The sequence below is a fragment of the Planomonospora sp. ID91781 genome, assembly GCF_015711595.1.
Lineage (GTDB): Bacteria > Actinomycetota > Actinomycetes > Streptosporangiales > Streptosporangiaceae > Planomonospora > Planomonospora parontospora.
Genome location: NZ_JABTEY010000001.1, coordinates 2,974,419 through 2,994,947, shown reverse-complemented (window position 1 = coordinate 2,994,947; position 20,529 = coordinate 2,974,419). Strand labels below are relative to the sequence as shown.

Annotated in this window: 20 protein-coding genes; 9 read left to right on the top strand and 11 right to left on the bottom strand. The window is 72.6% G+C overall.

Annotated features, from left to right (window positions below; translation table 11 throughout):
- Positions 1 to 103: 103 nt before the first annotated feature.
- Positions 104 to 961, top strand: coding sequence for a hypothetical protein (locus HS048_RS13620; RefSeq protein WP_196467141.1), 858 nt, complete (start codon positions 104 to 106; stop codon positions 959 to 961).
- Here the strand turns inward: HS048_RS13620 and HS048_RS13615 are convergent.
- A complete protein-coding gene (locus HS048_RS13615; protein WP_307832460.1) occupies positions 903 to 1,322 on the bottom strand; it encodes a hypothetical protein in 420 nt (139 codons plus the stop codon). The genes HS048_RS13620 and HS048_RS13615 overlap by 59 nt on opposite strands.
- Before the next feature lie 117 nt (positions 1,323 to 1,439).
- On the opposite strand from HS048_RS13615, the gene HS048_RS13610 reads away from it, so the two are divergent.
- The 3 genes from HS048_RS13610 to HS048_RS13600 all read left to right on the top strand — a co-directional run bounded on the left by HS048_RS13610 (position 1,440) and on the right by HS048_RS13600 (position 5,169).
- Positions 1,440 to 3,314, top strand: coding sequence for a nitrate- and nitrite sensing domain-containing protein (locus tag HS048_RS13610; RefSeq protein WP_196467140.1), 1,875 nt, complete (start codon positions 1,440 to 1,442; stop codon positions 3,312 to 3,314).
- A 281-nt stretch (positions 3,315 to 3,595) separates the two neighbouring features.
- On the top strand, positions 3,596 to 4,777 hold the full coding sequence (locus tag HS048_RS13605; protein ID WP_191892997.1) for an ROK family transcriptional regulator: 1,182 nt from the start codon (positions 3,596 to 3,598) through the stop codon (positions 4,775 to 4,777).
- A 188-nt stretch (positions 4,778 to 4,965) separates the two neighbouring features.
- On the top strand, positions 4,966 to 5,169 hold the full coding sequence (locus HS048_RS13600) for a hypothetical protein (RefSeq protein ID WP_068896782.1): 204 nt from the start codon (positions 4,966 to 4,968) through the stop codon (positions 5,167 to 5,169).
- Positions 5,170 to 5,256: 87 nt separating this feature from the next.
- Here the strand turns inward: HS048_RS13600 and HS048_RS13595 are convergent, their stop codons facing one another.
- Both HS048_RS13595 and HS048_RS13590 read right to left on the bottom strand, forming a co-directional pair.
- Positions 5,257 to 5,826 carry a hemerythrin domain-containing protein gene (locus HS048_RS13595; protein WP_068896783.1) on the bottom strand — a complete coding sequence of 190 codons (570 nt, stop codon included), beginning with the start codon at positions 5,824 to 5,826 and terminating at the stop codon, positions 5,257 to 5,259.
- A gap of 267 nt (positions 5,827 to 6,093) precedes the next feature.
- On the bottom strand, positions 6,094 to 6,279 hold the full coding sequence (locus HS048_RS13590; protein ID WP_068896784.1) for a hypothetical protein: 186 nt from the start codon (positions 6,277 to 6,279) through the stop codon (positions 6,094 to 6,096).
- A 243-nt stretch (positions 6,280 to 6,522) separates the two neighbouring features.
- On the opposite strand from HS048_RS13590, the gene ctaD reads away from it, so the two are divergent.
- From ctaD to HS048_RS13570, 4 genes are all read left to right on the top strand, one after another.
- Positions 6,523 to 8,229 (top strand): cytochrome c oxidase subunit I, encoded by a 1,707-nt coding sequence (gene ctaD, locus HS048_RS13585; RefSeq protein ID WP_196467139.1) that lies wholly within the window; start codon positions 6,523 to 6,525, stop codon positions 8,227 to 8,229.
- 75 nt (positions 8,230 to 8,304) lie between these two features.
- A complete protein-coding gene (locus HS048_RS38845) occupies positions 8,305 to 8,883 on the top strand; it encodes a DUF5709 domain-containing protein (RefSeq protein WP_196467138.1) in 579 nt (192 codons plus the stop codon).
- Positions 8,884 to 8,906: 23 nt separating this feature from the next.
- Positions 8,907 to 9,467 (top strand): hypothetical protein, encoded by a 561-nt coding sequence (locus HS048_RS13575; protein WP_196467137.1) that lies wholly within the window; start codon positions 8,907 to 8,909, stop codon positions 9,465 to 9,467.
- Positions 9,468 to 9,912: 445 nt separating this feature from the next.
- Positions 9,913 to 10,251, top strand: coding sequence for a DUF3040 domain-containing protein (locus tag HS048_RS13570; RefSeq protein WP_068896788.1), 339 nt, complete (start codon positions 9,913 to 9,915; stop codon positions 10,249 to 10,251).
- 191 nt (positions 10,252 to 10,442) lie between these two features.
- On the opposite strand, the gene HS048_RS13565 is transcribed toward HS048_RS13570, so the two are convergent.
- The 6 genes from HS048_RS13565 to HS048_RS13540 form a co-directional block, all read right to left on the bottom strand.
- Complete coding sequence (locus HS048_RS13565) at positions 10,443 to 10,997, bottom strand: hypothetical protein (RefSeq protein ID WP_068896789.1); 555 nt, start codon at positions 10,995 to 10,997, stop codon at positions 10,443 to 10,445.
- A gap of 190 nt (positions 10,998 to 11,187) precedes the next feature.
- A complete protein-coding gene (locus HS048_RS13560) occupies positions 11,188 to 11,787 on the bottom strand; it encodes an Ohr family peroxiredoxin (RefSeq protein ID WP_084008242.1) in 600 nt (199 codons plus the stop codon).
- A 103-nt stretch (positions 11,788 to 11,890) separates the two neighbouring features.
- Positions 11,891 to 14,011, bottom strand: coding sequence for a beta-galactosidase (locus tag HS048_RS13555; protein WP_196467136.1), 2,121 nt, complete (start codon positions 14,009 to 14,011; stop codon positions 11,891 to 11,893).
- A 255-nt stretch (positions 14,012 to 14,266) separates the two neighbouring features.
- Positions 14,267 to 15,067 (bottom strand): carbohydrate ABC transporter permease, encoded by an 801-nt coding sequence (locus tag HS048_RS38150; RefSeq protein ID WP_196467135.1) that lies wholly within the window; start codon positions 15,065 to 15,067, stop codon positions 14,267 to 14,269.
- 155 nt (positions 15,068 to 15,222) lie between these two features.
- Positions 15,223 to 16,191 (bottom strand): carbohydrate ABC transporter permease, encoded by a 969-nt coding sequence (locus tag HS048_RS37130; RefSeq protein WP_068896791.1) that lies wholly within the window; start codon positions 16,189 to 16,191, stop codon positions 15,223 to 15,225.
- A 39-nt stretch (positions 16,192 to 16,230) separates the two neighbouring features.
- The gene (locus tag HS048_RS13540; RefSeq protein WP_196467134.1) at positions 16,231 to 17,445 is read right to left on the bottom strand and encodes an ABC transporter substrate-binding protein; all 1,215 of its coding nucleotides are present in this window, start codon (positions 17,443 to 17,445) and stop codon (positions 16,231 to 16,233) included.
- A gap of 274 nt (positions 17,446 to 17,719) precedes the next feature.
- Here HS048_RS13540 and HS048_RS13535 point away from each other — a divergent pair, with 274 nt between their 5' ends.
- Complete coding sequence (locus HS048_RS13535) at positions 17,720 to 18,913, top strand: ROK family protein (protein WP_068896793.1); 1,194 nt, start codon at positions 17,720 to 17,722, stop codon at positions 18,911 to 18,913.
- A gap of 152 nt (positions 18,914 to 19,065) precedes the next feature.
- Here the strand turns inward: HS048_RS13535 and HS048_RS13530 are convergent, their stop codons facing one another.
- Positions 19,066 to 19,314 (bottom strand): hypothetical protein, encoded by a 249-nt coding sequence (locus HS048_RS13530; protein WP_068896794.1) that lies wholly within the window; start codon positions 19,312 to 19,314, stop codon positions 19,066 to 19,068.
- Between the two features lie 118 nt (positions 19,315 to 19,432).
- Complete coding sequence (locus HS048_RS13525; RefSeq protein WP_196467133.1) at positions 19,433 to 20,170, bottom strand: maleylpyruvate isomerase family mycothiol-dependent enzyme; 738 nt, start codon at positions 20,168 to 20,170, stop codon at positions 19,433 to 19,435.
- Between the last annotated feature and the right edge of the window lie 359 nt (positions 20,171 to 20,529).

Below are 20,529 nucleotides of genomic sequence, written 5' to 3'. Positions count from 1 at the left end.
CGCCGCTTCGCGCAGGGGACCGCATCACGTACGGGGCCCAAGCGGGCGGGGCGCGGCGGGCTCGGCGGGCGGAGCCGTACGGCGGCCGTACGACAATGGGGGGATGAGCGAGTTCCCATCCCTGAGCGAGGGCGCGGACCTGTCCGAGGTGATCGCCTCCCTGTCGCGGTCGGCGGAGGTCCTGGCCCGGGTCGCCGACGAGGTGGAGCGGGAGCCGCTGCCTCCCGGCCTCGTCAAGGCCCTGCCCCGGACCGAGCCGGTCGCGCTGCTGCTGGCCGCCCGGTCCGCGGAGGGCGAGGGCCGCTCGTTCGAGGCGGCCGGCCTCGTCGAGGAGGCCCTCGCCCTCGACGCCGGTCTCGAACCGGCCCTGCGGGACGCGGAGGAGTACGCCGCCTGCCGTACCGATCCCGGCCAGGAGCTGCCCGCGCGGGCCGCGCACCTGTTCCGGCGGCTGACCGCCTACCTCTACCGGCCGGCCCGCCGCCACCTGGTCGGCGACCTGGTGGCCCGGAGCGTGCGGGTGGCCGAGCACGCCCTGGCCGACCTTGCGTTGTTCGAGTACGACGTGGTCGGCGAGTTCCTGGACGCGCGGGGCGAGTGGCTGCGCGAGGACGAGGTCGCGCTGCTGGAGTCGTGGCGGCGGACCCCGCTCCGGCTCTGGGAGGTCCTCGGCGTCGCCGGGCGGGAGATCACCCTGGGCGACGGCGACGGCGAGGTGACCCTGACCGACGAGCTCCTGCCCGAGCAGGCCCTGCCCGGCGACCTGATGCTGACCCGGCTGCTGCACGACGGGGCCGGTCCGCGCGTGTTCGGCCACCCGTTCAAGGTGGATCCGGCGCGCAGGGACGAGATGCTCGCCCTGCTCGCCGGTCCGGTGGACCCTTCCGCGATCGCGGCCTTCTTCAGGCGGCCCGCACCGCCGTCGTCCGGCGGCTCTCCCACCACAGCGCCGCCCCGGTGATCAGCGCGCCCGCGCCCTCCCACAGGCCCACGCCGAGGAACTTCGCGGGCGCCTCGCCGGTGACCACCAGGGTGGTGAAGACGGTGAAGGTGACCAGGCGGAACGGGACCGTCCAGAGGAAGAAGGGGCGGAAGTCCACGGCCGAGGCGAGCATGTAGTAGACGCCCATGTTCACCGCCGCCATCGACGAGGCGGCCATGTAGACGAGGGTGTAGTCGCCGGGAGCGCGCGTCTGGAGCACCTCGAACCCGAGCATCTCCAGCGTCGTGCCGGGCGAGACGAGCCCGAGCAGGCCGAGGAGGAAGGCCAGCAGGCCGAAGACGGCGATGGTCCAGCCGGACGGGGTGCGCGGTAGCCGCACGGGTGCCTCCGAGGTGGGGAACGCGAGGGGGATCTGACCGACCGGCCGCGGGAGGTGTAGCCTCAGCAGCGATCTCTGATCGCGCATTTCATCACGAAATTCCCCCCGAGGCGACGTATGGACAATCCCGGCCGGCCGATCCGCTTCCGGATCACCGCCCTGCTACTGGTGCCGATCGTCTCCCTCGTCCTGCTCTGGGGCTTCGCCGCGGCGCTGACCGCCGGGGACGGGATGCGGCTCCTGGAGATCAACACCCTGGTCGACAGGGTGGCCATGCCCTCGGAGAAGGCGGTCGTCGAGCTGCAGAACGAGCGGCTGCACTCGGCCCGCTACCTGCGCGACAGGTCCGACCAGGAGACGGTCGTCCAGCAGCGGCTGGAGTCCGACCAGGCCCTCGCCGCCTTCCGCAGGACCGCCCTGTCGGCGGAGACCCAGGACGCGGTCGGCGACGACATGCGCATCCGGCTCACCACGCTCTTCGCCGAGCTGGACCAGCTGCCCACCGCCCGCGCCCTGGTCGACTCCCGCGGTGCGGACACCACCCGGGTGATCCGCGCCTACAACAACATCATCGACTCGATGTTCCGCATGTACGACCGGATGATCCTGGTCCCCGACATCTCGATCTACCAGCAGGCCCGGTCGGTCACCGGACTCGGCGAGGCCAAGGAGCTCCTGGCCAGGGAGCGGGCGCTGCTGTCGGCCGTGGGCGCCGGGGGGAGGCTGACCGACACCGAGCACGCCGCGTTCGCCGAGATGGCCGCCGCCCGCCGGCTGGTGTACCGGCAGGCCCTGGCCCGGCTCGACACCGAGCTGCGCGGGCCGTACGACGTGCTCGGCACCTCCCCGTCCTACCGGGCCTTCCTCGACCTGGAGTCGCGGACGCTGGCCTTCCGCACGCTGCCGGCGGACCTGTCGCCGGTGGAGCAGCTCTGGGTCAAGGTGGAGCGCCAGCAGGTCGAGGTGGTCTCGCTGCTGACGGCCCGGGTCATCCCCGCCGCGGTCGCCATCCTGGTCCAGATCGCGGTCGCGGGCGGACTCGGCCTGGTCATGCTGATCCTGTCGGTGGTGCTGGCGCACCGGTTCGCCGCACGGCTCGCCGCCGAGCTGGGCGAGCTGCGGGACATGGCCATCCAGCTGGCGGAGGTGCGGATGCCCCGGCTGGTCGAGCGGCTCCGGCGGGGCCAGGACGCCCCCGAGGAGGGGCTGCCCCCGCTCGGCGGCACGCCGGAGATCCGCGACATCGGGCAGGCGCTCGACACGGTCCGGCACACCGCCTACGAGGCGGCGGCGGACCAGGCCAGGCTCCGCAGGGGCGTCAGCCAGGTCTTCGTCAGCCTGGCCCGGCGCAACCAGTCGCTGCTGCACCGCCAGCTCACCCAGCTGGAGGCGATGCAGCGCAAGGAGGAGCAGCCGGAGACGCTCTCCGACCTCTACCGCCTGGACCACCTGACCACCAGGATGCGCCGCCACGCGGAGAACCTGATCATCCTGTCCGGCGCGGCGCCCGGCCGGGGCTGGCGCAAGCCGGTCCCGGTGGTGGACGTGCTGCGCGCGGCCGTGGCGGAGGTCGAGGAGTACGCCCGGGTGCGGGTGCTGCCCGCGCCCCAGGCCTCGCTGACCGGCGCGGCCGTGGCCGACCTCATCCACCTGGTCGCGGAGCTGGTGGAGAACGCGACGGTGTTCTCCCCGCCGCAGACCCGGGTGATCGTGCGGGCCGAGTGGGCGGCGGCCGGGCTGGCCGTCGAGGTGGAGGACCGCGGTCTGGGCATCCCGGACGCGGAGCTGGCCGAGCTCAACCGCCGCCTGGCCGAGAGGCCGGAGTTCGACCTGGCCGACAGCGACCGGCTCGGCCTGTTCGTGGTCGCCATGCTCGCCTCCCGGCACGGCGTCCAGGTCACCCTGCGCCCCTCCCCCTACGGCGGGATCAGCGCGATCGCCCTGATCCCGTCCTCGGTGCTGGCCGAGGAGGAGACCCCCGCGCTCCCGTGACCGGGACCGCCCGGCCGGTGCACGGCCGCGGGTCCGGCCGCGCCGTGGCGTCCGGCCGGGCCGCGGCGCCGTTCTCCGCCGCCGGGAGGTCCTCACCGTCCGGCCTGATCATGGTCATCCGGGTCTGCGGGTCCGTCGGGCGGGGCGCGGACCGGGATGGTGGGAGCCTTATCACTTATGGCGGGGATCAGCCGAAGATAGCCCTGATATGGGCATAATGAAGGGGTGTTGCGGACGCAAGTCCCTTTGACGGGCGGAAACGAGGGGTGTTGACTGTGCGCATGCCGAGCGAGGGGGACGGTCCGATCTCCGGCGCGGGGACGCTCCTGGGCATCCTGCGCGACGGGCAGGCCCGCACCCGGGCCGAGCTGGTGCAGCTCACCGGCCTGGCCCGGTCCACCCTGGCCCAGCGGCTCGACGCGCTCGTCAGCCAGCAGTGGATCGTCCCCACCGAGGAGGCGGTCTCCTCGGGCGGGCGCCCCGCCGTCGCCTTCACCTTCAACCGCTCCGCCCGCGTCGTCCTCGCCGCCGATCTCGGCGCCACGCACGCCCGGATCGCGGTCACCGACCTGGCGACCGAGGTGCTGGCCGAGCGTGCGGCCGAGATGCCGATAGACCGGGGACCCGAGCCGACGCTCACCTGGCTCCAGCGGACCTTCGAGGAGATGCTCACCGAGACCGGTCACTCGATGGCCGAGGTGTGCGGCATCGGCGTCGGGCTGCCCGGCCCGGTCGAGCACGGCTCCGGACGCCCGGTCAACCCGCCGATAATGCCGGGCTGGGACGGCTTCCCCGTCCCCGAGTGGCTCGGCGGGCGGCTGGGCGTGCCCGTGCTCGCCGACAACGACGTGAACATCATGGCCCTCGGCGAGCACTGGGCCGCCCGCCCGGAGGCCGACCACCTCATCTTCGTCAAGATCGGCACCGGCATCGGCTGCGGCATCATCAGCGACCGCCGCCTGCACCGCGGCGCCCAGGGCGCGGCCGGGGACATCGGGCACATCCGGGTCGCCTCGGCCCTCGACACCGTCTGCCGGTGCGGCAACGCCGGCTGCCTGGAGGCCGTCGCCGGGGGGGCCGCGATGGCCGCCCGGCTGCGCGCCCAGGGGGTGGAGGCGGCGGACAGCCGCGACGTGGTCCGCCTGGTGCGGGGCGGCAACACCCAGGCCGTCCAGCTCATCCGCCAGGCGGGACGCGAGATCGGCGACGTCCTCGCCTCGATCGTGAACTTCTTCAACCCCTCGGTCATCGTGATCGGCGGCGACCTCTCCGAGGCCGGGGAGCAGGTGCTGGCCGGGCTCCGCGAGGTCATCTACAGCAGGTCGCTCCCCCTGGCCACCCAGCACCTGACCATCACCGCCAGCGAGCTGGGCGACCGGGCGGGTGTGATCGGCGCGGCCGTCATGGTCGTCGACCACGTGCTGTCCCCCGGCACCGTCGACCGGTCCGTCGCCCCGGACTGAACCGCCGTCACGCCGGTTCGCGTCCGCGCCGGGGCGGGGCGGGACCCCATCCTCTTGATCATCTTCTCGGGCCGGGCGGCGCATGGTCTCCCGACTGCCGGGTATGCCCGATTTTGAGAACCTGACGTGGGGAGACAGCGGCCGGGGCGCGCCCGGCCGTACCGACAGACCCGTACGGGGGGAACACCATGGCGGAACCGAGAACGTCCGGCCCGGACACCGGGGAGAGCCCGGAGACCCTGTCGCCCGGCGGCTCCCGGCACCTGCAGAGCCCGCTCTCCCAGTCGCCGGACGCCCAACCCGAAGGGGACGCCGAGGGCGGGGTCTGGGTGGACCCGCATCCGCCCGGGGCGGACTCGCCCGACGACGTGGAGGAGCCCTCCGACGACTGAGCCCGGCCGGGCGCGCGGCCGGAGCCCGCGGGTACGGCCGGGCGCGGCGACCGCGAGCGGTGCGGAGGCCGCGCCGGGCCGGGGGCGCTAGTCCTTCCCGCGGCCGGTGATCGCGTCGCGCATCCGGTCGACCAGGCCGGTCAGCGGCCCCACCATCATGTTGGCCGGAGGCTTGTCCGGCGCGGCCGGGTGCGGCCGCGTGGGGGCGATCTTCTTGATCGCCTGGACCTTCCGCCCCAGCTCGGCGAGCTGGGAGACGTCGCTGTGCGCGCGCAACTGAGGGAAGAGCTCGTCCTCCTCCTCCCGGATGTGGGTCCGGATCTCCATCATCAGCTGCTTGAGCAGGGCCGCGTGGCCGGGATCGGCGACGTCGGTCTGCTCCAGCCTCTTCATGGTCTTCTCGGCCTCGGCGTGCTCGGCCAGTTCCCGGTCGGCGAGCTGGTCGCCACCGGGCACGACCCTGCGGACGGCCGGGTACAGGTAGGCCTCCTCGGCGACCGCGTGGCGGACCAGCTCGATGATGACCTTCTCGGTCAGCTGGCGGCGCCGCTCCATGTCGCTCGGGCTCAGCCGCTCCAGCTCGGTGAACATCTGCTCGACCTCGCGGTGGTCGTGCGTCAGCACGGCGACGACGTCGGTCTCCTGGACTGTGCTCATCGGCGGTTTCCTCTCTGCACCCGCGGACCGGCACCGAGGGCCTGCCCGGCGACGGGCCGTCGCCGGTCGCCGCGCCCCCGGCCGGTGCCGCGGCGGGACTCTCCCACCGCCAAGGTCGCAAACGCAGCGGTGCGCGCACGGCCGACGCGACCGCGCCGAACAAGGCTTTTCCGCTGGATGCCCGCTTGATTACCTCGGTCCCCTAAGCGGGGGATCCACCTCCGAGCGGCCTTTGCACCTGCCTCCCGCCCCGGCCGGGCTCCGGCGTCACACCTCGGTCGGCTTCTCGTACCCCTCGTCCTGTCCGTAGACCCGGCGGTCCGGATCGTCCTCGGGCTGGTTGGCGGGGTCCGTCGCGGACGGCGCGGCCTCCCCGGCGATGTCCGGCTCGTCGTGCACCTCGGGATCCTCCCTGCGGTCGGCGAGCGGCTTGTCCTCATCGGATCGCGGCATGTCCCCTCCCTGGCGGTCTCGTCGATGCGGGAGGTCTGCCCCCGGACGGCCCGTCCATGCCGGGCGCACCGGCCGCCGGCCTCCGACCTCCGGCGAGCCCGCCGAAACCGTACAGACCACCCCGAATGAGGGGAGGGCCAGATTCGGCATGACTCCATGGGGTAATTAGATGATCACACTGAGCGACCGCGGGCCGGCGTTCCCCCGGTCCCCGGTGCGGCACCGACCACGTGGAGACTAGTGATGACGACCTACAGACAGCCCTCCGGGGAGCCGCTCACCTCACCGCTGGCCCCGGTCCACCGGCACCGCCGGGGCGCCGTTGTCGTGCACTGGCTGACCTCCACCGACCACAAGGTGATCGGCTACCTCTACCTGATCACCTCGTTCGGGTTCTTCCTGGTCGGCGGGATCATGGCGCTCATCATCCGCGCCGAGCTCGCCCAGCCCGGCATGCAGATCGTGCACCAGCAGATGTACAACCAGCTGTTCACCATGCACGGCGCGATCATGCTGCTGCTGTTCGCCACCCCGCTCTTCGCCGGGTTCGCCAACGTGGTCATGCCGCTGCAGATCGGCTCGCCCGACGTGGCCTTCCCCCGGCTGAACATGGTCAGCTACTGGCTGTTCCTGTTCGGCGGGTTGATCGCGGTCAGCGGCTTCTTCACCAACGGCGGCGCCGCCGACTTCGGCTGGACGGCCTACACGACGCTGTCCCTCGACACCTTCTCCCCGCAGACGGGCAGCGACCTGTGGATCTCGGGCCTGGTGATGACCGGTCTGGGCACCATTCTGGGCTCGGTCAACTTCATCACCACGATCATCTGCATGCGCGCGCCGGGACTGACCATGTTCCGGATGCCGATCTTCACCTGGAACGTGCTGCTCACCTCGACGCTGGTGCTGATGGCGTTCCCGGTGCTGGCCGCCGCCCTGCTGGGCCTGCTGGCCGACCGCAAGCTCGGCACGCACATCTTCGACCCGGTGACGGGCGGCCCGCTGCTCTGGCAGCACCTGTTCTGGTTCTTCGGCCATCCCGAGGTCTACGTCATCGCGCTGCCGTTCTTCGGCATCATCACCGAGGTCATCCCGGTCTTCAGCCGCAAGCCGATCTTCGGCTACGTCGGCCTGGTCGGCGCGACCATCGCCATCGCCGGTCTGTCCATGGCGGTCTGGGCGCACCACATGTTCCCCACCGGCCAGGTGCTGCTGCCGTTCTTCTCGTTCATGACGTTCCTCATCGCGGTCCCGACCGGCGTGAAGTTCTTCAACTGGGTCGGCACCATGTGGCGGGGGCACATCGTGCTGCAGTCGCCGATGCTGTTCGCCATCGGCTTCCTGGTCACCTTCCTGCTCGGCGGCCTGACCGGCATCATCCTGGCCTCCCCGCCGCTGGACTTCCACGTCCACGACTCCTACTTCGTGGTGGCGCACTTCCACTACGTCGTCTTCGGCACCGTGGTCTTCGCGATGTTCGCCGGCTTCTACTTCTGGTGGCCGAAGATGACCGGCCGCATGCTCAACGACACGCTCGGCAAGTGGCACTTCTGGACGCTGTTCATCGGCTTCCACACCACCTTCCTGGTCCAGCACTGGCTCGGCGTGGAGGGCTTCCCGCGCCGCTACGCCGACTACAGCACCGTCGACGGCTTCACCGACCTGAACATCGTCTCCTCCCTCGGCGCCCTCCTCCTCGGCCTGTCCACGCTCCCGTTCGTCTACAACGTCTGGCACACCGCCAAGTACGCGCCGCGGGTGACCGTGGACGACCCGTGGGGCTACGGCAACTCCCTGGAGTGGGCCACCTCCTGCCCGCCGCCGCGGCACAACTTCACCTCCATCCCCACCATCCGCTCCGAACGGCCCGCCTTCGACCTGCACCACCCCAAGGTGGCCGCCGAGTCCCAGCCGCGCCAGCTGGACCCGACCGAGCCCTCCGAGGAGATCTGACTCCACCTCCTCCGTTACCGCCGAGGCTCGGGGGGCAGCGGGGGACGGTAGGGGAAACAGCAGGAAGGAGTCGCTGTGAGCGAGCACATTCCGGAGCACGACCCGCATTCGCGGTTCGAGGACGAGGGCATCCCGGACCTGCAGGACGGCACTCCGCAGCAGCAGTGGGCGGTGGATCCGCAGGAGGCGCCGCTTCCCGGCGACCGTCCCATCGCGGTCGACGACTTCGGGACCACGGTCGACGAGCAGATCCAGGGCGAACCGCTGGAGGGCCGCCTGGCCCGCGAGGTGCCCGAGGAGCAGCCGGTGTTCGGGGTCGACCCGTCCGAGGAGACCGGCCCCGGGGAGCGGCGCCTGGACCCGGAGATCCCGGACGACCTCGACGGCGGGGTGAGCACCGAGAGCGGCCTGGGGCCGGGCTCCGACCTCGACACCGGGTACGAACCGGACACCGGCGTCGATCCCGGCTACCCCGCGCAGCCGGAGGAGCCGTCCGGCGCCGTGTGGGACGAGCCCCGGCCCGCGGGCCGGCTGGTCGACCCCGACCAGGGCGGGCGCTCCGACACCGAGGCCGATCTGATCGGCGAGGAGGTGGGCCCGGACGGCGGCGGCTACACGGCCGAGGAGGCCGCCATGCGGGTGGAGCCCGAGTGAGCGCGGCAGGAGGAGGGAACGCGATGAGCGAGGAAGAGCGCCGCAGAGAGGCCGAGCGGGAGAAGTTCAAGGGCACGACCTTCGACCCCGAGCTGCACAACATGGGCGGCGACGTCGGCCCCGCCTCGATCCGCGGGTCCAACGCCAAACCCGGCGGTGATCCGAACGACGACGCCGCGCCCAGGAGCGGCTGGTCCGAACCGATGGGATACATGGCCGGCCCCGACGACGAGCAGCCGGGCACGGCCGGCTCGGACGCCAAGGCGGTGGGCGCGCGCACCGACGACCTCGACCACGTCGAGACGGTCCCCGGACCCAGCCCCTCCCCCATGCCGGAGGGCACCGACGGCCCGTACGACCGTCCGGAGGACGCCGCCCGGCGGGCGAGGGGCCCGGTGGAGGACGGTCCGGACGACGACGGACCCCGGCCGGACCGTACGGCCGCGCCCGGGGGCGGGCACGTGGGGGCCGGCCTCGACTGGGTCTCCGGGGACGAGGACGATCCCGACGGAGGGTCGGGCCGGACCGGGGAGGACGACGGAGGTTACCTGCCGGGAGAGGGCACGGGCCGGCCCTTCCGCTGAGCTCCCGCTCTCCGGGCCGCCGGCGACCCGCCGTCCGCTCTTCAAGCCGCTGGTCCGGCCGCCGGTGACCCGCCGTTCACTCTCCGGGCCGCCGGTCCGGCCGCCCGTCCCATCGCGCCGGTTCCTCCGGCGTGGCGGGGCGGGCGGTCGTATGACGAGGCGGTCGTATGACGGGACGGTCGTATGACGGGGCGGATGGTTCCAGATGAAAGCCACGAAAAGGTGAGATTCAGGTCTCCGATGGCGTTCCGGTGCCAAAGTTCTGCGATCTCCGCGCGGGCGCAGCGTGATCACGGCTCGACGGGGAATTCGTCCTGATGGCTGGATGAAACAGCCGATAGGTGCTCCCCCTCCTCTCTTGGACGGCCATGTCACCTCTGAGCAGTGTCAACCTGATCGCCCGGGCTCCCCGCCGAGCCGGTCCTCCGCGCGCCGGCGGCACGTCGTGAGCCTGTCCCGGCGGGAGAGCCAGATCCTGGCGGAGATCGAGCAGTCGCTCCGCAGGCAGGACCGGGCCTTCGCCTGCCGTATGGACGCCCTGAACGCGGCGCGGCCCGCCAGGGGCGTGTGCCACCGCTTCGGCTACACCACCAGCCGGCGGGAACTCGTCTGCGTCGTCGCCGCCACGTTCATCCTGACGGCCGTGCTGGTGGTCCTCACCCTCGCGCTCCCCGACCGCCCGTGTACGCCGCGCTCCTCTCCCGCCTCCGCGGGGCCCACCACCTCCGAGCCGCCCTCCTCCGAACTCCCCGCCGAGGTCCGCAGGCCGGCCTGCCGTCCGTGAGCGGCACCTCGGCCCCGCTCGTCCCCACCCCGTTCACCGCGTCCCACGGCGCCGACGGCGCCGAGGCCCGTGCCCGGATGGCCGGGGCGCCACCGCTCCGGCGGGGCTGAGCGGGTACGGCCCTGCGGTCCGCCGGACGACCAGGAACCACCCGACACCTCGTCGGGTGGTTCCTGGTCGTCCGGCCCCTGTCAGCGGGAGAAGGCGCCGCGCACCACGCCCCGGACGACCTCCCCGGGCCGCTGCTGCTCGCCGTGCAGGGAGGTCAGGACGACCAGCGCGCCCGTGAGACCGGGGACCACCCACTGCATGACGCGCAGCCGCCGCTGCGCCCTGGCGATCTCGAGCGGGGTGTCCTCGTCCGGCTTCACCCCGCCCTCCGCGGGCACGTCGCCGGCCCGGTCGAGCTCGGCACCGAGCTTCCTGCTGTAAGCCGTCGCGGCCAGCGCCGCACCGGTCACGATCCCCTTGGCCACGGAGTTGGCGGCCACGCCCCGCTGGGCGGCCACCCGGCCCTTGTTCGCCGCCAGCAGGCCGAACGAACCGATGATGTTCATCGCGATGCCCACGGCGTTGACCGGTGTCCACCGGTTCCATCCGGCGTTCGCCACCCGCGTGCGCTCGCGCCTGTCGCTCACCTCGGAGGAGGCGCCGTTGAGGCCGACGGCGCCCATCAGCGCGCCCCCGAACCAGATGGCCGTCCCGATGTCGTGCACGGCGCGCACGACCGTGTTCCGTTGCCGCATGGGCTTTCTCCCTGCCGTCGATCTGCCGTCGATCTGCCGTCGGTGTGGACTCCGACGACGTTCCGGCGGGCACCTCCGCCGGCGTCGTCGCGACGGAGGTTGACTACCCGGATCCGGCGGCGGGCTCCCGCCCGTCCCCGTTCCCGGGATGATTCCTGGGACAAGATTGACACGGGCCCGCCGGCCGGGGTCAGGCGACGCGCACCGCGACCTCCGCGGAGCCCAGCAGCGCCTTGGAATACGGGCAGTGCCGGTGCGCCTGCTCGGCGAGGCGCCCGGCGGTCTCCCGGTCGACCCGGGGCATCCGGACCGTCACCTCGACGCCGATCGCGTAGTCGTCGCTCTTGCCGCGTTTGCGCAGCGCCACGGCCGCGTCGACACTGGCGCCGCCGGTGTCCGCGCCTCCCCGGCCGGCGACCAGTTCGAGGGAGCTGTGGAAGCAGGTCGCGTAGGCCGCGGCCAGGAGCTGCTCCGGGTTGGGGGCGCCTCCGGGCCCGCCGAGCTCGCGGGGGGCCCGCATCTCCAGGTCGAGCAGCCCGTCGTCCGTGGTCACCCGCCCGCCCCGGCCGCCCGCCGACGACGCCCGCGCGGTGTAGAGGGTGTCGTAGTCCCCATGGCCGTCCGGGCCGCCCGCGCCGGGCGCGGACCCGTCGTGCCCGGCCGCCGTGCGGCGCGGGCCGAGCTCGGCCTCGACGCCCGGCCCCGAGTAGTCCGAGGCCGTCACCCGGCCCGGCGCGCCGGCCGTGCCGGTTCCCGGCCGCTCCCGGCCGGTTCTCGTGTCCTGGCTCATGGATCGATCCCCCGAATCTCCCCGCCCGGGACGGGCCCGACGCCCGCCGTGTCCTGCCGTCCCGGGTCCGGATCCGCGTGACACGGCGGGGAACGCCGGTTACCTACCCCAGCGGGGAGAGCTGACACGGTCGCGTGATCACCGGCCCCCCGATCCGGACCAGGTCGGCGGGCTCCTCCGCCGCGTACACCGCCCCTCCCGTCCGGACGGCGGCGGCGACCGCCGAGTCGAGGTGGCCGTTGACGCCCTTGACCAGGAAGTCGTCCAGCGCTCCCGCGACGAGGCGCAGGACGGCCGCGCCGCCGCGTGCGGTGACGACCTCCGTCTCCCGGCCGTCCAGGTCGATCCGTACGGGACCTTCGTGGCCGCTCATGGCCAGCACCGTCAGGTAGGCGACGTCGCGGTCCGGGTGCACCCGCAGGAACGCGTCGGCGTCGCCCTCGACCACCCGGGGCCCGCGCGCCGTCCCCCCGGCCTCGGTGCCGCCGGTCCCAGGAGCGCCGTCCACGCCGTCCGTGCCCGCCGCACCGCCTGCGTCCGCCGTACCGCCCTGCGGGGCCGCGGCCCCGCCGAGCGCGTCGGCGAGGATCCGGCACGGGCGCAGGTCCTCGTCCAGCTCGGGCAGGGCGCCGTCGACGTCCAGGAGGCCGCCGCCCGCGACGTACCCGGCCAGCAGCCGCTGGACGCGGCGGTGCATGAACGGACCGCCCGGGACCGTCAGGCGCGGGCAGGAGCCCGGCTCCAGCGCGTCCGCGCTCTCCAGGTCCAGCACCCGGTAGTCGAGCCCGGCGGCGCGCATGCGGTCGTGGAAGGCGCGCAGCGCGCGGCCGCACTCCGGCGCGCCGGAGCCGGGCGGCGCCCAGGCGGCGATGCCCGCGTACGGCAGGTAGAGCCCGAACGCCCCGCCGTGCACCGGCGCGCACTCCAGGAACTCGGCTCCGTGCCGGGCGAAGAACTCCGCCAGCGCGCGCACCGCGGGCGCCTTCGCACCGGCCGTGCCGTCGGCGCCGATGGGCGCGCAGTCGGGGTACGGCGCGGCGTGCACGGAGTCGAGCCCGGGCGGCCAGCCCGAGGTGCCCGCCGCGGTGTAGACGTTGAAACCGGTCGCCCCGGCGGCCAGGGCGAGCAGGCTCTGGTGGAAGCTGGTGGTCGCGTCGGCGTAGGCGCGGTCGTAGAGCTCGGAGAACCCCCAGTTCTCCTCCAGATTCGGGCCGGGCGCGCGCTTGGCGGCGAGCACGTAGCGGGCCTGCGCGTCGGGATCCGCCGAGACCACGCCCATCCAGTTGGTGAAGCCGTAGTGGACGCCGTCCCACATCTCGGGGCGGACCCGGGCCAGCCAGTCGTCGAAGGAGTGGTGGTCGCCCGCGGGCGGGTTCAGGTTGACCACGACCGGGACGCCGCAGCCCACCGCGCGGGTCCAGCGGTGGTAGACCTCGGTGAGGTAGTCGGCGTGGAAGCGGCCCCAGTCGGCGTACGCCTGCTGCTCCTCCGGACGCGCGGGCGCCGTCCACTCCCGGGGCGGCTCGATCTCGTCCCAGCCGCGGATCTCCGTCGCGTGGACCCGGTTGTACTCCTCCGGCGTGCCGTACCGCCGCTCCAGCCCGGCCCGGAAGAAGGCCAGGCCCGAGGCGCTGTAGTCGTAGGCCGACAGGGGCAGCGCCCCGTTGGTGAATACGCCCTCGTTGGCGATCTGCACCAGGACGACGGGGCCGTCCGGGTGGCGGGCGCCGGTGAGGACCTGCTCGCCGACCGCCTCCAGCCACCGGGTCGCGTGCGCGTCGAAGACCGCGCCGAGCGGGGCGGGCAGCTGCCGGCCGGCCCAGCGCGCGGGGGCTCCCGCCGCGTCCAGCAGGGGTTCGATCAGGCCGTCGGCCTCCGGGTCGACCCAGTCGGGCAGGCCGCCGAAGTCGGTCTCGGCGTGGATGAACGGCCCCGGCTTGGCGACGACCTCGACCCCGAGCGAGCGGCACAGGGCGAGGAAGCCGACGACGTCGCGGCTCGGGTGGGTGGAGCCGGTGAAGTCCGGCGGCGATCCGGCCTCCGGCTGGTGGTGCCGCCAGGGGATGTAGCAGGTGACGATGGTGATGCCCAGTTCGTCGCGGATCGCGGTGATCCGGTCCGCCCAGACCGAGGGATGGTCGCGGTAGTAGGGGTAGTCGGCGGTGACGAGCAGCCGGGGCTCGCCGTCGAGGACGGTGACTCCGTCGCGGACCTCGATGGTCACGCAGGACTCCTTCTGACGGGCGCGCACGGGCCTGCGGCGGGTGCGCACGGATACGGACGGATACAGACGGACACGGATGGACGCCGATGGACGCCGATGGACGCGGATGGACGCGGATGGACGCGGACAGGTGTGGACGGGTCTGCAGCGGACACGGATGGGTGCGGACGGGTGCCGATGAGCGTCGGCGGGCGGGCCCGGGCCGGCGGGTACGGCGGGCCGGGACGGTGCCGCCGGATCCGGCGGCACCGGGGCCTACGACTTCAGGCCGGTGAACGCGATGCCGGCCAGGATGCGCCGCTGGAAGACCAGCAGGACGATGACCACGGGAACGACGGCCAGCGAGGCGCCGGCCATGATGTAGTAGGCGCGGCCCGCCCACTGGCTGGTGAGCTGCTGCAGCGCGAGCGGCAGCGTGTACAGGTCGGGGCTGTTGAGCACGACCAGCGGCCAGACCAGGTCGTTCCAGTGGAAGATGAAGCTGGTGATCGTGACGACCGCGAGCACCGGCTTGGAGAGCGGCAGGATGATCCGCCAGAAGATCTGCATCCGGCCGGCCCCGTCGATGAGCGCGGCCTCCTCCAGCTCGGCCGGCAGGGAGCGGAAGAACTGCCGGAGCAGGAAGACGTCCAGCACCGAGACCAGGTTGGGCACGATCAGGCCCCAGGGCGAGTCGAACATGCCGAGTTGCTGGGTGACGTGGACCCTGGGCACCAGCAGCGTGATCGTGGGCACCATCATCCCGGCGAGCAGGACGACGAAGAGCCTGTCCCGCCCGGGGAAGGGGATGCGCGCGAAGGCGTAGGCGGCGAAGGCGTCCAGGAGCAGCTTGCCGGGTACCAGGACGAGGCAGACCCAGAGGCTGTTGAGGAACGCCTGGCCGAAACCGCTGATGTCGAGGACGTAGGAGTAGTTCTCCAGCGTGGGGGACCACTCCCCCGTCCTGCGGTCCAGCGGCAGCAGGCTGGGCACCTTGGTGTAGATGTCCGGGCCGTGCTTGAAGGAGGTCGCGAGCATCCAGACGAACGGGACGACCGCGACGGCCGCGAGCACCACGAGGGCCGCGTAGACGGGGGCGAGCCTCAGCCGGGACCGGACCGGCCCCGCCGGCGTCCCGGATCTCCCCGATGATCCAGGAGATCCCGGTCTCTCCGGCGCGCTCTGTGCCCCTGGTGTCCCGGGTGTCCCGGGCATCTCCGATGTAACGGCGTTCACGCCGCCTCCTGCTTGACGAACTTGAACTGCACGGCGGTGATGATCATGATGAAGACGAGCAGGATGAACGACATGGCGCAGGCCGCGCCCATCGCGTCGTAGCGGAACGCGAACAGGTACAGGTGCAGGACGTAGGCCAGGCCCGACTGCTCGGGGCCGCCCGCGGCGCCCTTGCCGCCGCCGCCCGAGAAGATCACGTAGACCAGGCCGAACACCTGCAGCGCCGCGATCACCCCGGTGACCAGCAGGTAGAAGGTGGTGGGCCGGAGCATCGGGAACACCACCTTCCGGAACCGCTGCACCGGTCCCGCGCCGTCGATGGTCGCCGCCTCGGTGATCGAGGAGGGGATGCCCTTCAGCCCCGCCAGGTAGATGATCATCGAGATGCCGCACTGCCAGGCGGCGATGAACGCGAGCGCCGGGATGACCAGTTCGGGGGTGTTGAGCCAGTTCTGCGGCGGGACCCCGAACAGCCCCAGCACGCTGTTGATCAGGCCGTACTGCGGGTCGTAGAGCCAGCGCCAGATGGCTCCGACCGCCGCCTCGGCGGTGACCACCGGCAGGAACAGCAGCAGCCGGAACACGTTGGAGCCGCGGCGGACCGCGTTGACCAGCAGTGCCTGCGCCAGGGCGGTGCCCAGTGTCAGCGGCACCGCGATCAGCGTGTACTGGAGGGTGACCCGCACCGACTTCCAGAAGTGCGGGTACTTGACGTCGTCGGTGAACAGGTCGGCGTAGTTGGCCAGGCCGACCCAGTTCGCCTCGCTGCGCAGGTCCCAGTCGGTGAAGCTGTAGTACAGCGCCGAGAGCGCGGGATAGAGCAGGAAGACGGCGAAGTACACCACCGCCGGAGTGACCAGGAGCCATCCGACGAGGTGGTCGCGGCGCCCGGTCCCCGGGCGGCGCCGGCGCCGTCCGGGGTCGGGCGTCGCGGTGGGCCTCGCGGCCGTCACCGGAGATGCCACGGGATTACCTCTCTCGCGTCGGGTCCGCCGGCGGGCCGGTCAGCCGTTCCAGCCGAGCAGCGTGCGGGCCTTGGCACCCGCCTCGCTCAGCGCCTGCCTGGGCGCGACCTTGCCGGTGAGGGCCGACTCCAGCGCCGGAGCGATGATCTCGTCGTTGATCTGGATCCACTGCGGCACGGCGGGCCGGGCGCGCGTGGCCTTGAGCGCCTCGATGAAGACCGCGTGCTCGGGGCCCATCTTGGCCGCCGCGATCCCGGCCCCCTCGATGTTGGCCGGGTAGCCGCCGACCGCCTCGGCGAGCGCGACGCTGTTGTCGGGGGTGGTCAGGTGCTTGAGCCACTTCCAGGCCAGGTCGGCGTTCTTCGTGCCGGTGAAGACCACGGCGTTCTCGCCGCCGATGTTGCTGGCGGGCTCGTTCTTGTACGGCAGGGGCGCGACGCCGAAGTCCAGGTCCGGGAACTGGTCCCGGATGGTGGAGATGTCCCACGGGCCGCTGATCGTCATGGCCGCCAGGCCGTTCTCGAACGCCTTGTCGGCGTCGGTGATGCTCCGCGGGGAGGACTTCAGCAGGTCCACCCAGAGCTGCAGGGCGTCGACGGCGGGCTGCTCGTCGAAGGTGACCTTCTTCGCCTTCTCGTCGACGAGGGTGCCGCCCGCGCCGGCCACGAAGCCGGGCCACATCCAGGCGCCGTAGCCGTCGCCCTTGGGCACCACGATGCCGGCGGTCTTCGGGTCCGCCCTGTGCACGCTCTCGGCGGCCTGCTTGAGCTCGTCCCAGGTCCTGGGCGGGGTGGGCACGAGCTTCTTGTTGTAGTAGAGCCCGACCGTGGTGATGTCGAGGGGGACGCCGTAGAGCCTGCCGCCGACCTTGTTGGTCTCCAGGCCTCCGGCGTAGAACTCCTTCTCGTCGATCGTCCCGGCGGGCACCTGGAGGATCGTGCCGTCCAGCGCGTACCGGGAGACCAGCGGCTGGTCGAGGTAGCCGCCGTCGGGGACGTTCTTGCTGGCGATCGCGGTGCCCAGCTTGGTGTTGTAGTCGTCCTTGGGGATCTGGACGAGCTTGACCGTGACGCCGTTGGCCTTCTCGAAGTCCGTCCGGAGCCTCTCCAGGATCTGCCCGCCCTGCGGGGTGAGCGGCTGGAACGTCCAGAACGTCAGCGTCCTGCCGTCCTCCGCGGCGCCGCCGTTCCCGCAGGCGGCGAGACCCGCCACCATCGCCGCGACCACGAGGGCCTCGCGTGTTCTCCTGACCATTGTGATTCTCCTTCGGGGGGTGTGAGGCGGCGCTGCGCGCCCGCACGGTGGCGTATCACCACAGCTCAAGGCGCTCCTGGAGACCTCTCACAAGATAGTGCAAACCTTAAAAAAAGATAGAATGTGATTGGGAACACTTCGGTAACGCAGCGCGCGGCATGCCGCCGGGAGCCCGGACCCGGCATAGTCGGCGGGGCATCATCCACGCCAGGCACCGGATGACTTACTTCACGGCCTGATCTAACATGGCCGCAGCTCCGGGGGAAGGAAGACCATGGTCAGGCCCGAACGCAGGACGGTACGCGACCTCCGCAAGGGGAACCGGGCGGTGCTGCTGCGGACGCTCTACTTCGCCGGGCCCACCAGCCGTCACGAGCTCACCCGGCTGACCGGCCTGAGCGCCGCCTCGGTCAGCAACGTGACCGGCGACCTCATCGCCGACGGCGTCGTCGTGGAGGCCGGCCTGGTCGAGTCCGACGGCGGGCGCCCCCGGGTGCTGCTCCGCGTCGACCCGGAGTTCGGCTACGCCATCGGGGTGGACGTCGGCGAGACCCACGTGCGCGTCGAGCTGTTCGACCTCGACATGAACGAGCGCGCCAAGGCCGACCACCCCCTGCACCCGTCCCGGCACGACGTGGGGCTGGTCGCCGAGCACATCCTGTCCGGCATCGAGACCGTCCTGGCCGACAGCGGCGTCGACCCCGGCCGGGTCCTGGGCGTGGGCATCGGCGTGCCCGGCATCGTGGAGAGCGGGCCGGAGGCGCTCATCCACGCGCAGACCTTCGGCTGGGACGCGGTGCCCCTGGGCACGCTCCTGCGCGCGGGAACCCGGCTCCCCCTCTACGTCGACAACGGCGCCAAGACGATGGGCCAGGCCGAGCTCTGGTTCGGCGCCGGGCGCGGGACCCGCCACACCATCGTCGCACTGATCGGCTCCGGGGCCGGGGCCAGCATCATCACCGACGGCATCACCTACCGCGGCGCCAACAGCAGCGCCGGCGAGTGGGGGCACACCAAGATCGAATTCCGGGGCCGGGCCTGCCGCTGCGGGGGCCGGGGCTGCCTGGAGGCCTACATCGGGGCCGAGAGCGTCCTGGCGCGCGCCGGGATGCCCGCCGGGACCGTCGACGAGCAGGCGGTCCTGGCCGAGCTGGTCGCCTCGGGCCATCCCGTCATCGACGAGGCGGCCGACTACCTCGGAGCGGGCCTGGCCAACCTGATCAACCTGTTCAACCCCGAGCGCATCGTCATCGGCGGGTGGGCCGGGCTCCTGCTGGGGCAGCACCGGATGACGAGGATCAGGCAGGCCGCCGCGGAGAACTCCCTGGCGCAGCCGTACGAGACCGCCTCCATCGTGCTGGGCCGCCTCGGCCCCGACGCGGTGGCGCTGGGGGCGGCCACCCTCGTGATGGAGGAGTTCCTGCTCGGCCGCACCTCCCCGGCCGCCTCGCAGCCCACGGCGAGCTGAGCCGGCCGCGCCCCGGCCGCCCGGCCCGGCCGGGTCCCCCTCGGATCTCCCGGAACGCTCCGCCGTCCTCCGGCCGTCCGGCGCCTCCGGGCGTACCGGCCGTCGCGGGCGCCCCCAGGCGTCTCCGGGCGTATCGGCCCTCGCGGGCGTCCTCAGGCGCCGAGGTCCCGGACGGCGTTGTCGAGCCGCTCGGCCAGCAGGTCCACCTGCTGCTCGGTGATCGTGCCGCCGCCGAGGAAGCGGTCCAGGTCGCGGCGGCGCGCGACGACCAGCCTGCGGTGCTCGTCGTCGATCCGGTCCTCGGACAGGACCATGCAGTCCCCGCGGACGAAGACCAGTGCCGCTTCCGGGTCGGACGACTCCAGCAGCTGCCGGACGCATTCTCGTTCGATGAGTGCCATGGGACGCCTCCTCGCCGCGGGATCTCCCGCCGCGCGATCGGTTGCCGGACAGTTCTCGTTCCCGCCGACCTCCGAACGATCCTTCGAAACCGGATAAGACTCGGCAAAGCGCCTCCGATCACGCCAGGCAGCGCAGTTCGGAGCGGAGCTCGCGGTCGAACGCGTCCCCCAGCCCCCGGTCGAGCGGAAGGCCGTCCGGCAGCCGGCCGACCGTGGCCTCGACGAAGACCGGCGCCGGCACCTGGGCGCACACCCCGTGCGCGCACACCCAGATGCGTTCGGCGGTCACCTCGACCTGGACCGCCGGGTCCCGTTCGGCGAGCGCGAACACGCCCACCTCGGTCCGCCACCAGATCCGGTGGTCGGTCTCGTCCTCCCCCACGGGCGCCCGCACGTCGTCGGCGTGGGTGGCGTACTCGGAGGCGTAGTGGAAGGCCTGCAGGCCCACCGGGTACGGTCCGGCCGCGGTCGGCAGCACCGCGCCGCGGCCGAGCGCGCGCATCCGGCGGCGCGTCTCCGCGTTGCGGTGCCGCCACTCGGTGAGCACGTCCTCCACCGGCAGGCCGCGGCGGCGGCGTACGCACCAGTCGTTGAAGCCCGCCAGGCCGCCCTCGACGCCCTCGCGGGCGAGCATCGCGAAGAACCCGCCGACGTCGTCGTCCAGGCAGGCGTGGTTGTACAGCTCCTCCCCCGCCAGGTGGGCCAGGACGTCGCGCACCGACCAGCCCTCGCACCGGGAGGGGAGATTCCACGCCTCCGTCCCCAGCCGGGAGAAGTGGCGGTCCAGCCGCTCCGCCTCGGCGTCGAGCAGATCGAATGGGTTGAAATGAGCTAATTCGTCCGGTTCTCTGGTCATATCAACGGTGATACCCCGGGACACCGCCGCGGAACGGCGCCCCGGGGCGGGACCGGCGGCCCGGGGAAGGGCCCGGCCGCCGGAGCCGTCACCGGCGGACGCGGCCGGCGGGCGTCCGCGCCGGGAGCGGCGCGGCGGCTCAGGCCGACGCGATGAGCGGGAGCGACACGCGGCCGGAGTCTCGAGGCGGCCGCACGGCACCTCCTCGCAGACGGGCGGCAGATCAGGGAGCGCTCTCGCAGCAGAGGTTCCCCCTCGGCCGCCGGGATGTCAAGTACGCCGCCGGCCGTCCCGCGATGATCGGCGCTCCCGCTGGAAATGATCCACGCACTTGTGGGAGCGCTCCCCCATAACTCACA

What these genes read in the sequence shown, in the direction of transcription:
- ctaD (WP_196467139.1), top strand. Translation starts at nt 6,523, where the DNA reads ATGACGACCTACAGACAGCCCTCCGGGGAGCCGCTCACCTCACCGCTG.
- HS048_RS13530 (WP_068896794.1), bottom strand. Translation starts at nt 19,314, where the DNA reads ATGGCACTCATCGAACGAGAATGCGTCCGGCAGCTGCTGGAGTCGTCC.
- HS048_RS13575 (WP_196467137.1), top strand. Translation starts at nt 8,907, where the DNA reads ATGAGCGAGGAAGAGCGCCGCAGAGAGGCCGAGCGGGAGAAGTTCAAG.
- HS048_RS13590 (WP_068896784.1), bottom strand. Translation starts at nt 6,279, where the DNA reads ATGCCGCGATCCGATGAGGACAAGCCGCTCGCCGACCGCAGGGAGGAT.
- HS048_RS13600 (WP_068896782.1), top strand. Translation starts at nt 4,966, where the DNA reads ATGGCGGAACCGAGAACGTCCGGCCCGGACACCGGGGAGAGCCCGGAG.
- HS048_RS13595 (WP_068896783.1), bottom strand. Translation starts at nt 5,826, where the DNA reads ATGAGCACAGTCCAGGAGACCGACGTCGTCGCCGTGCTGACGCACGAC.
- HS048_RS13525 (WP_196467133.1), bottom strand. Translation starts at nt 20,170, where the DNA reads ATGACCAGAGAACCGGACGAATTAGCTCATTTCAACCCATTCGATCTG.
- HS048_RS13535 (WP_068896793.1), top strand. Translation starts at nt 17,720, where the DNA reads ATGGTCAGGCCCGAACGCAGGACGGTACGCGACCTCCGCAAGGGGAAC.
- HS048_RS13540 (WP_196467134.1), bottom strand. Translation starts at nt 17,445, where the DNA reads ATGGTCAGGAGAACACGCGAGGCCCTCGTGGTCGCGGCGATGGTGGCG.
- HS048_RS13610 (WP_196467140.1), top strand. Translation starts at nt 1,440, where the DNA reads ATGGACAATCCCGGCCGGCCGATCCGCTTCCGGATCACCGCCCTGCTA.
- HS048_RS13605 (WP_191892997.1), top strand. Translation starts at nt 3,596, where the DNA reads ATGCCGAGCGAGGGGGACGGTCCGATCTCCGGCGCGGGGACGCTCCTG.
- HS048_RS13620 (WP_196467141.1), top strand. Translation starts at nt 104, where the DNA reads ATGAGCGAGTTCCCATCCCTGAGCGAGGGCGCGGACCTGTCCGAGGTG.
- HS048_RS13565 (WP_068896789.1), bottom strand. Translation starts at nt 10,997, where the DNA reads ATGCGGCAACGGAACACGGTCGTGCGCGCCGTGCACGACATCGGGACG.
- HS048_RS13560 (WP_084008242.1), bottom strand. Translation starts at nt 11,787, where the DNA reads ATGAGCCAGGACACGAGAACCGGCCGGGAGCGGCCGGGAACCGGCACG.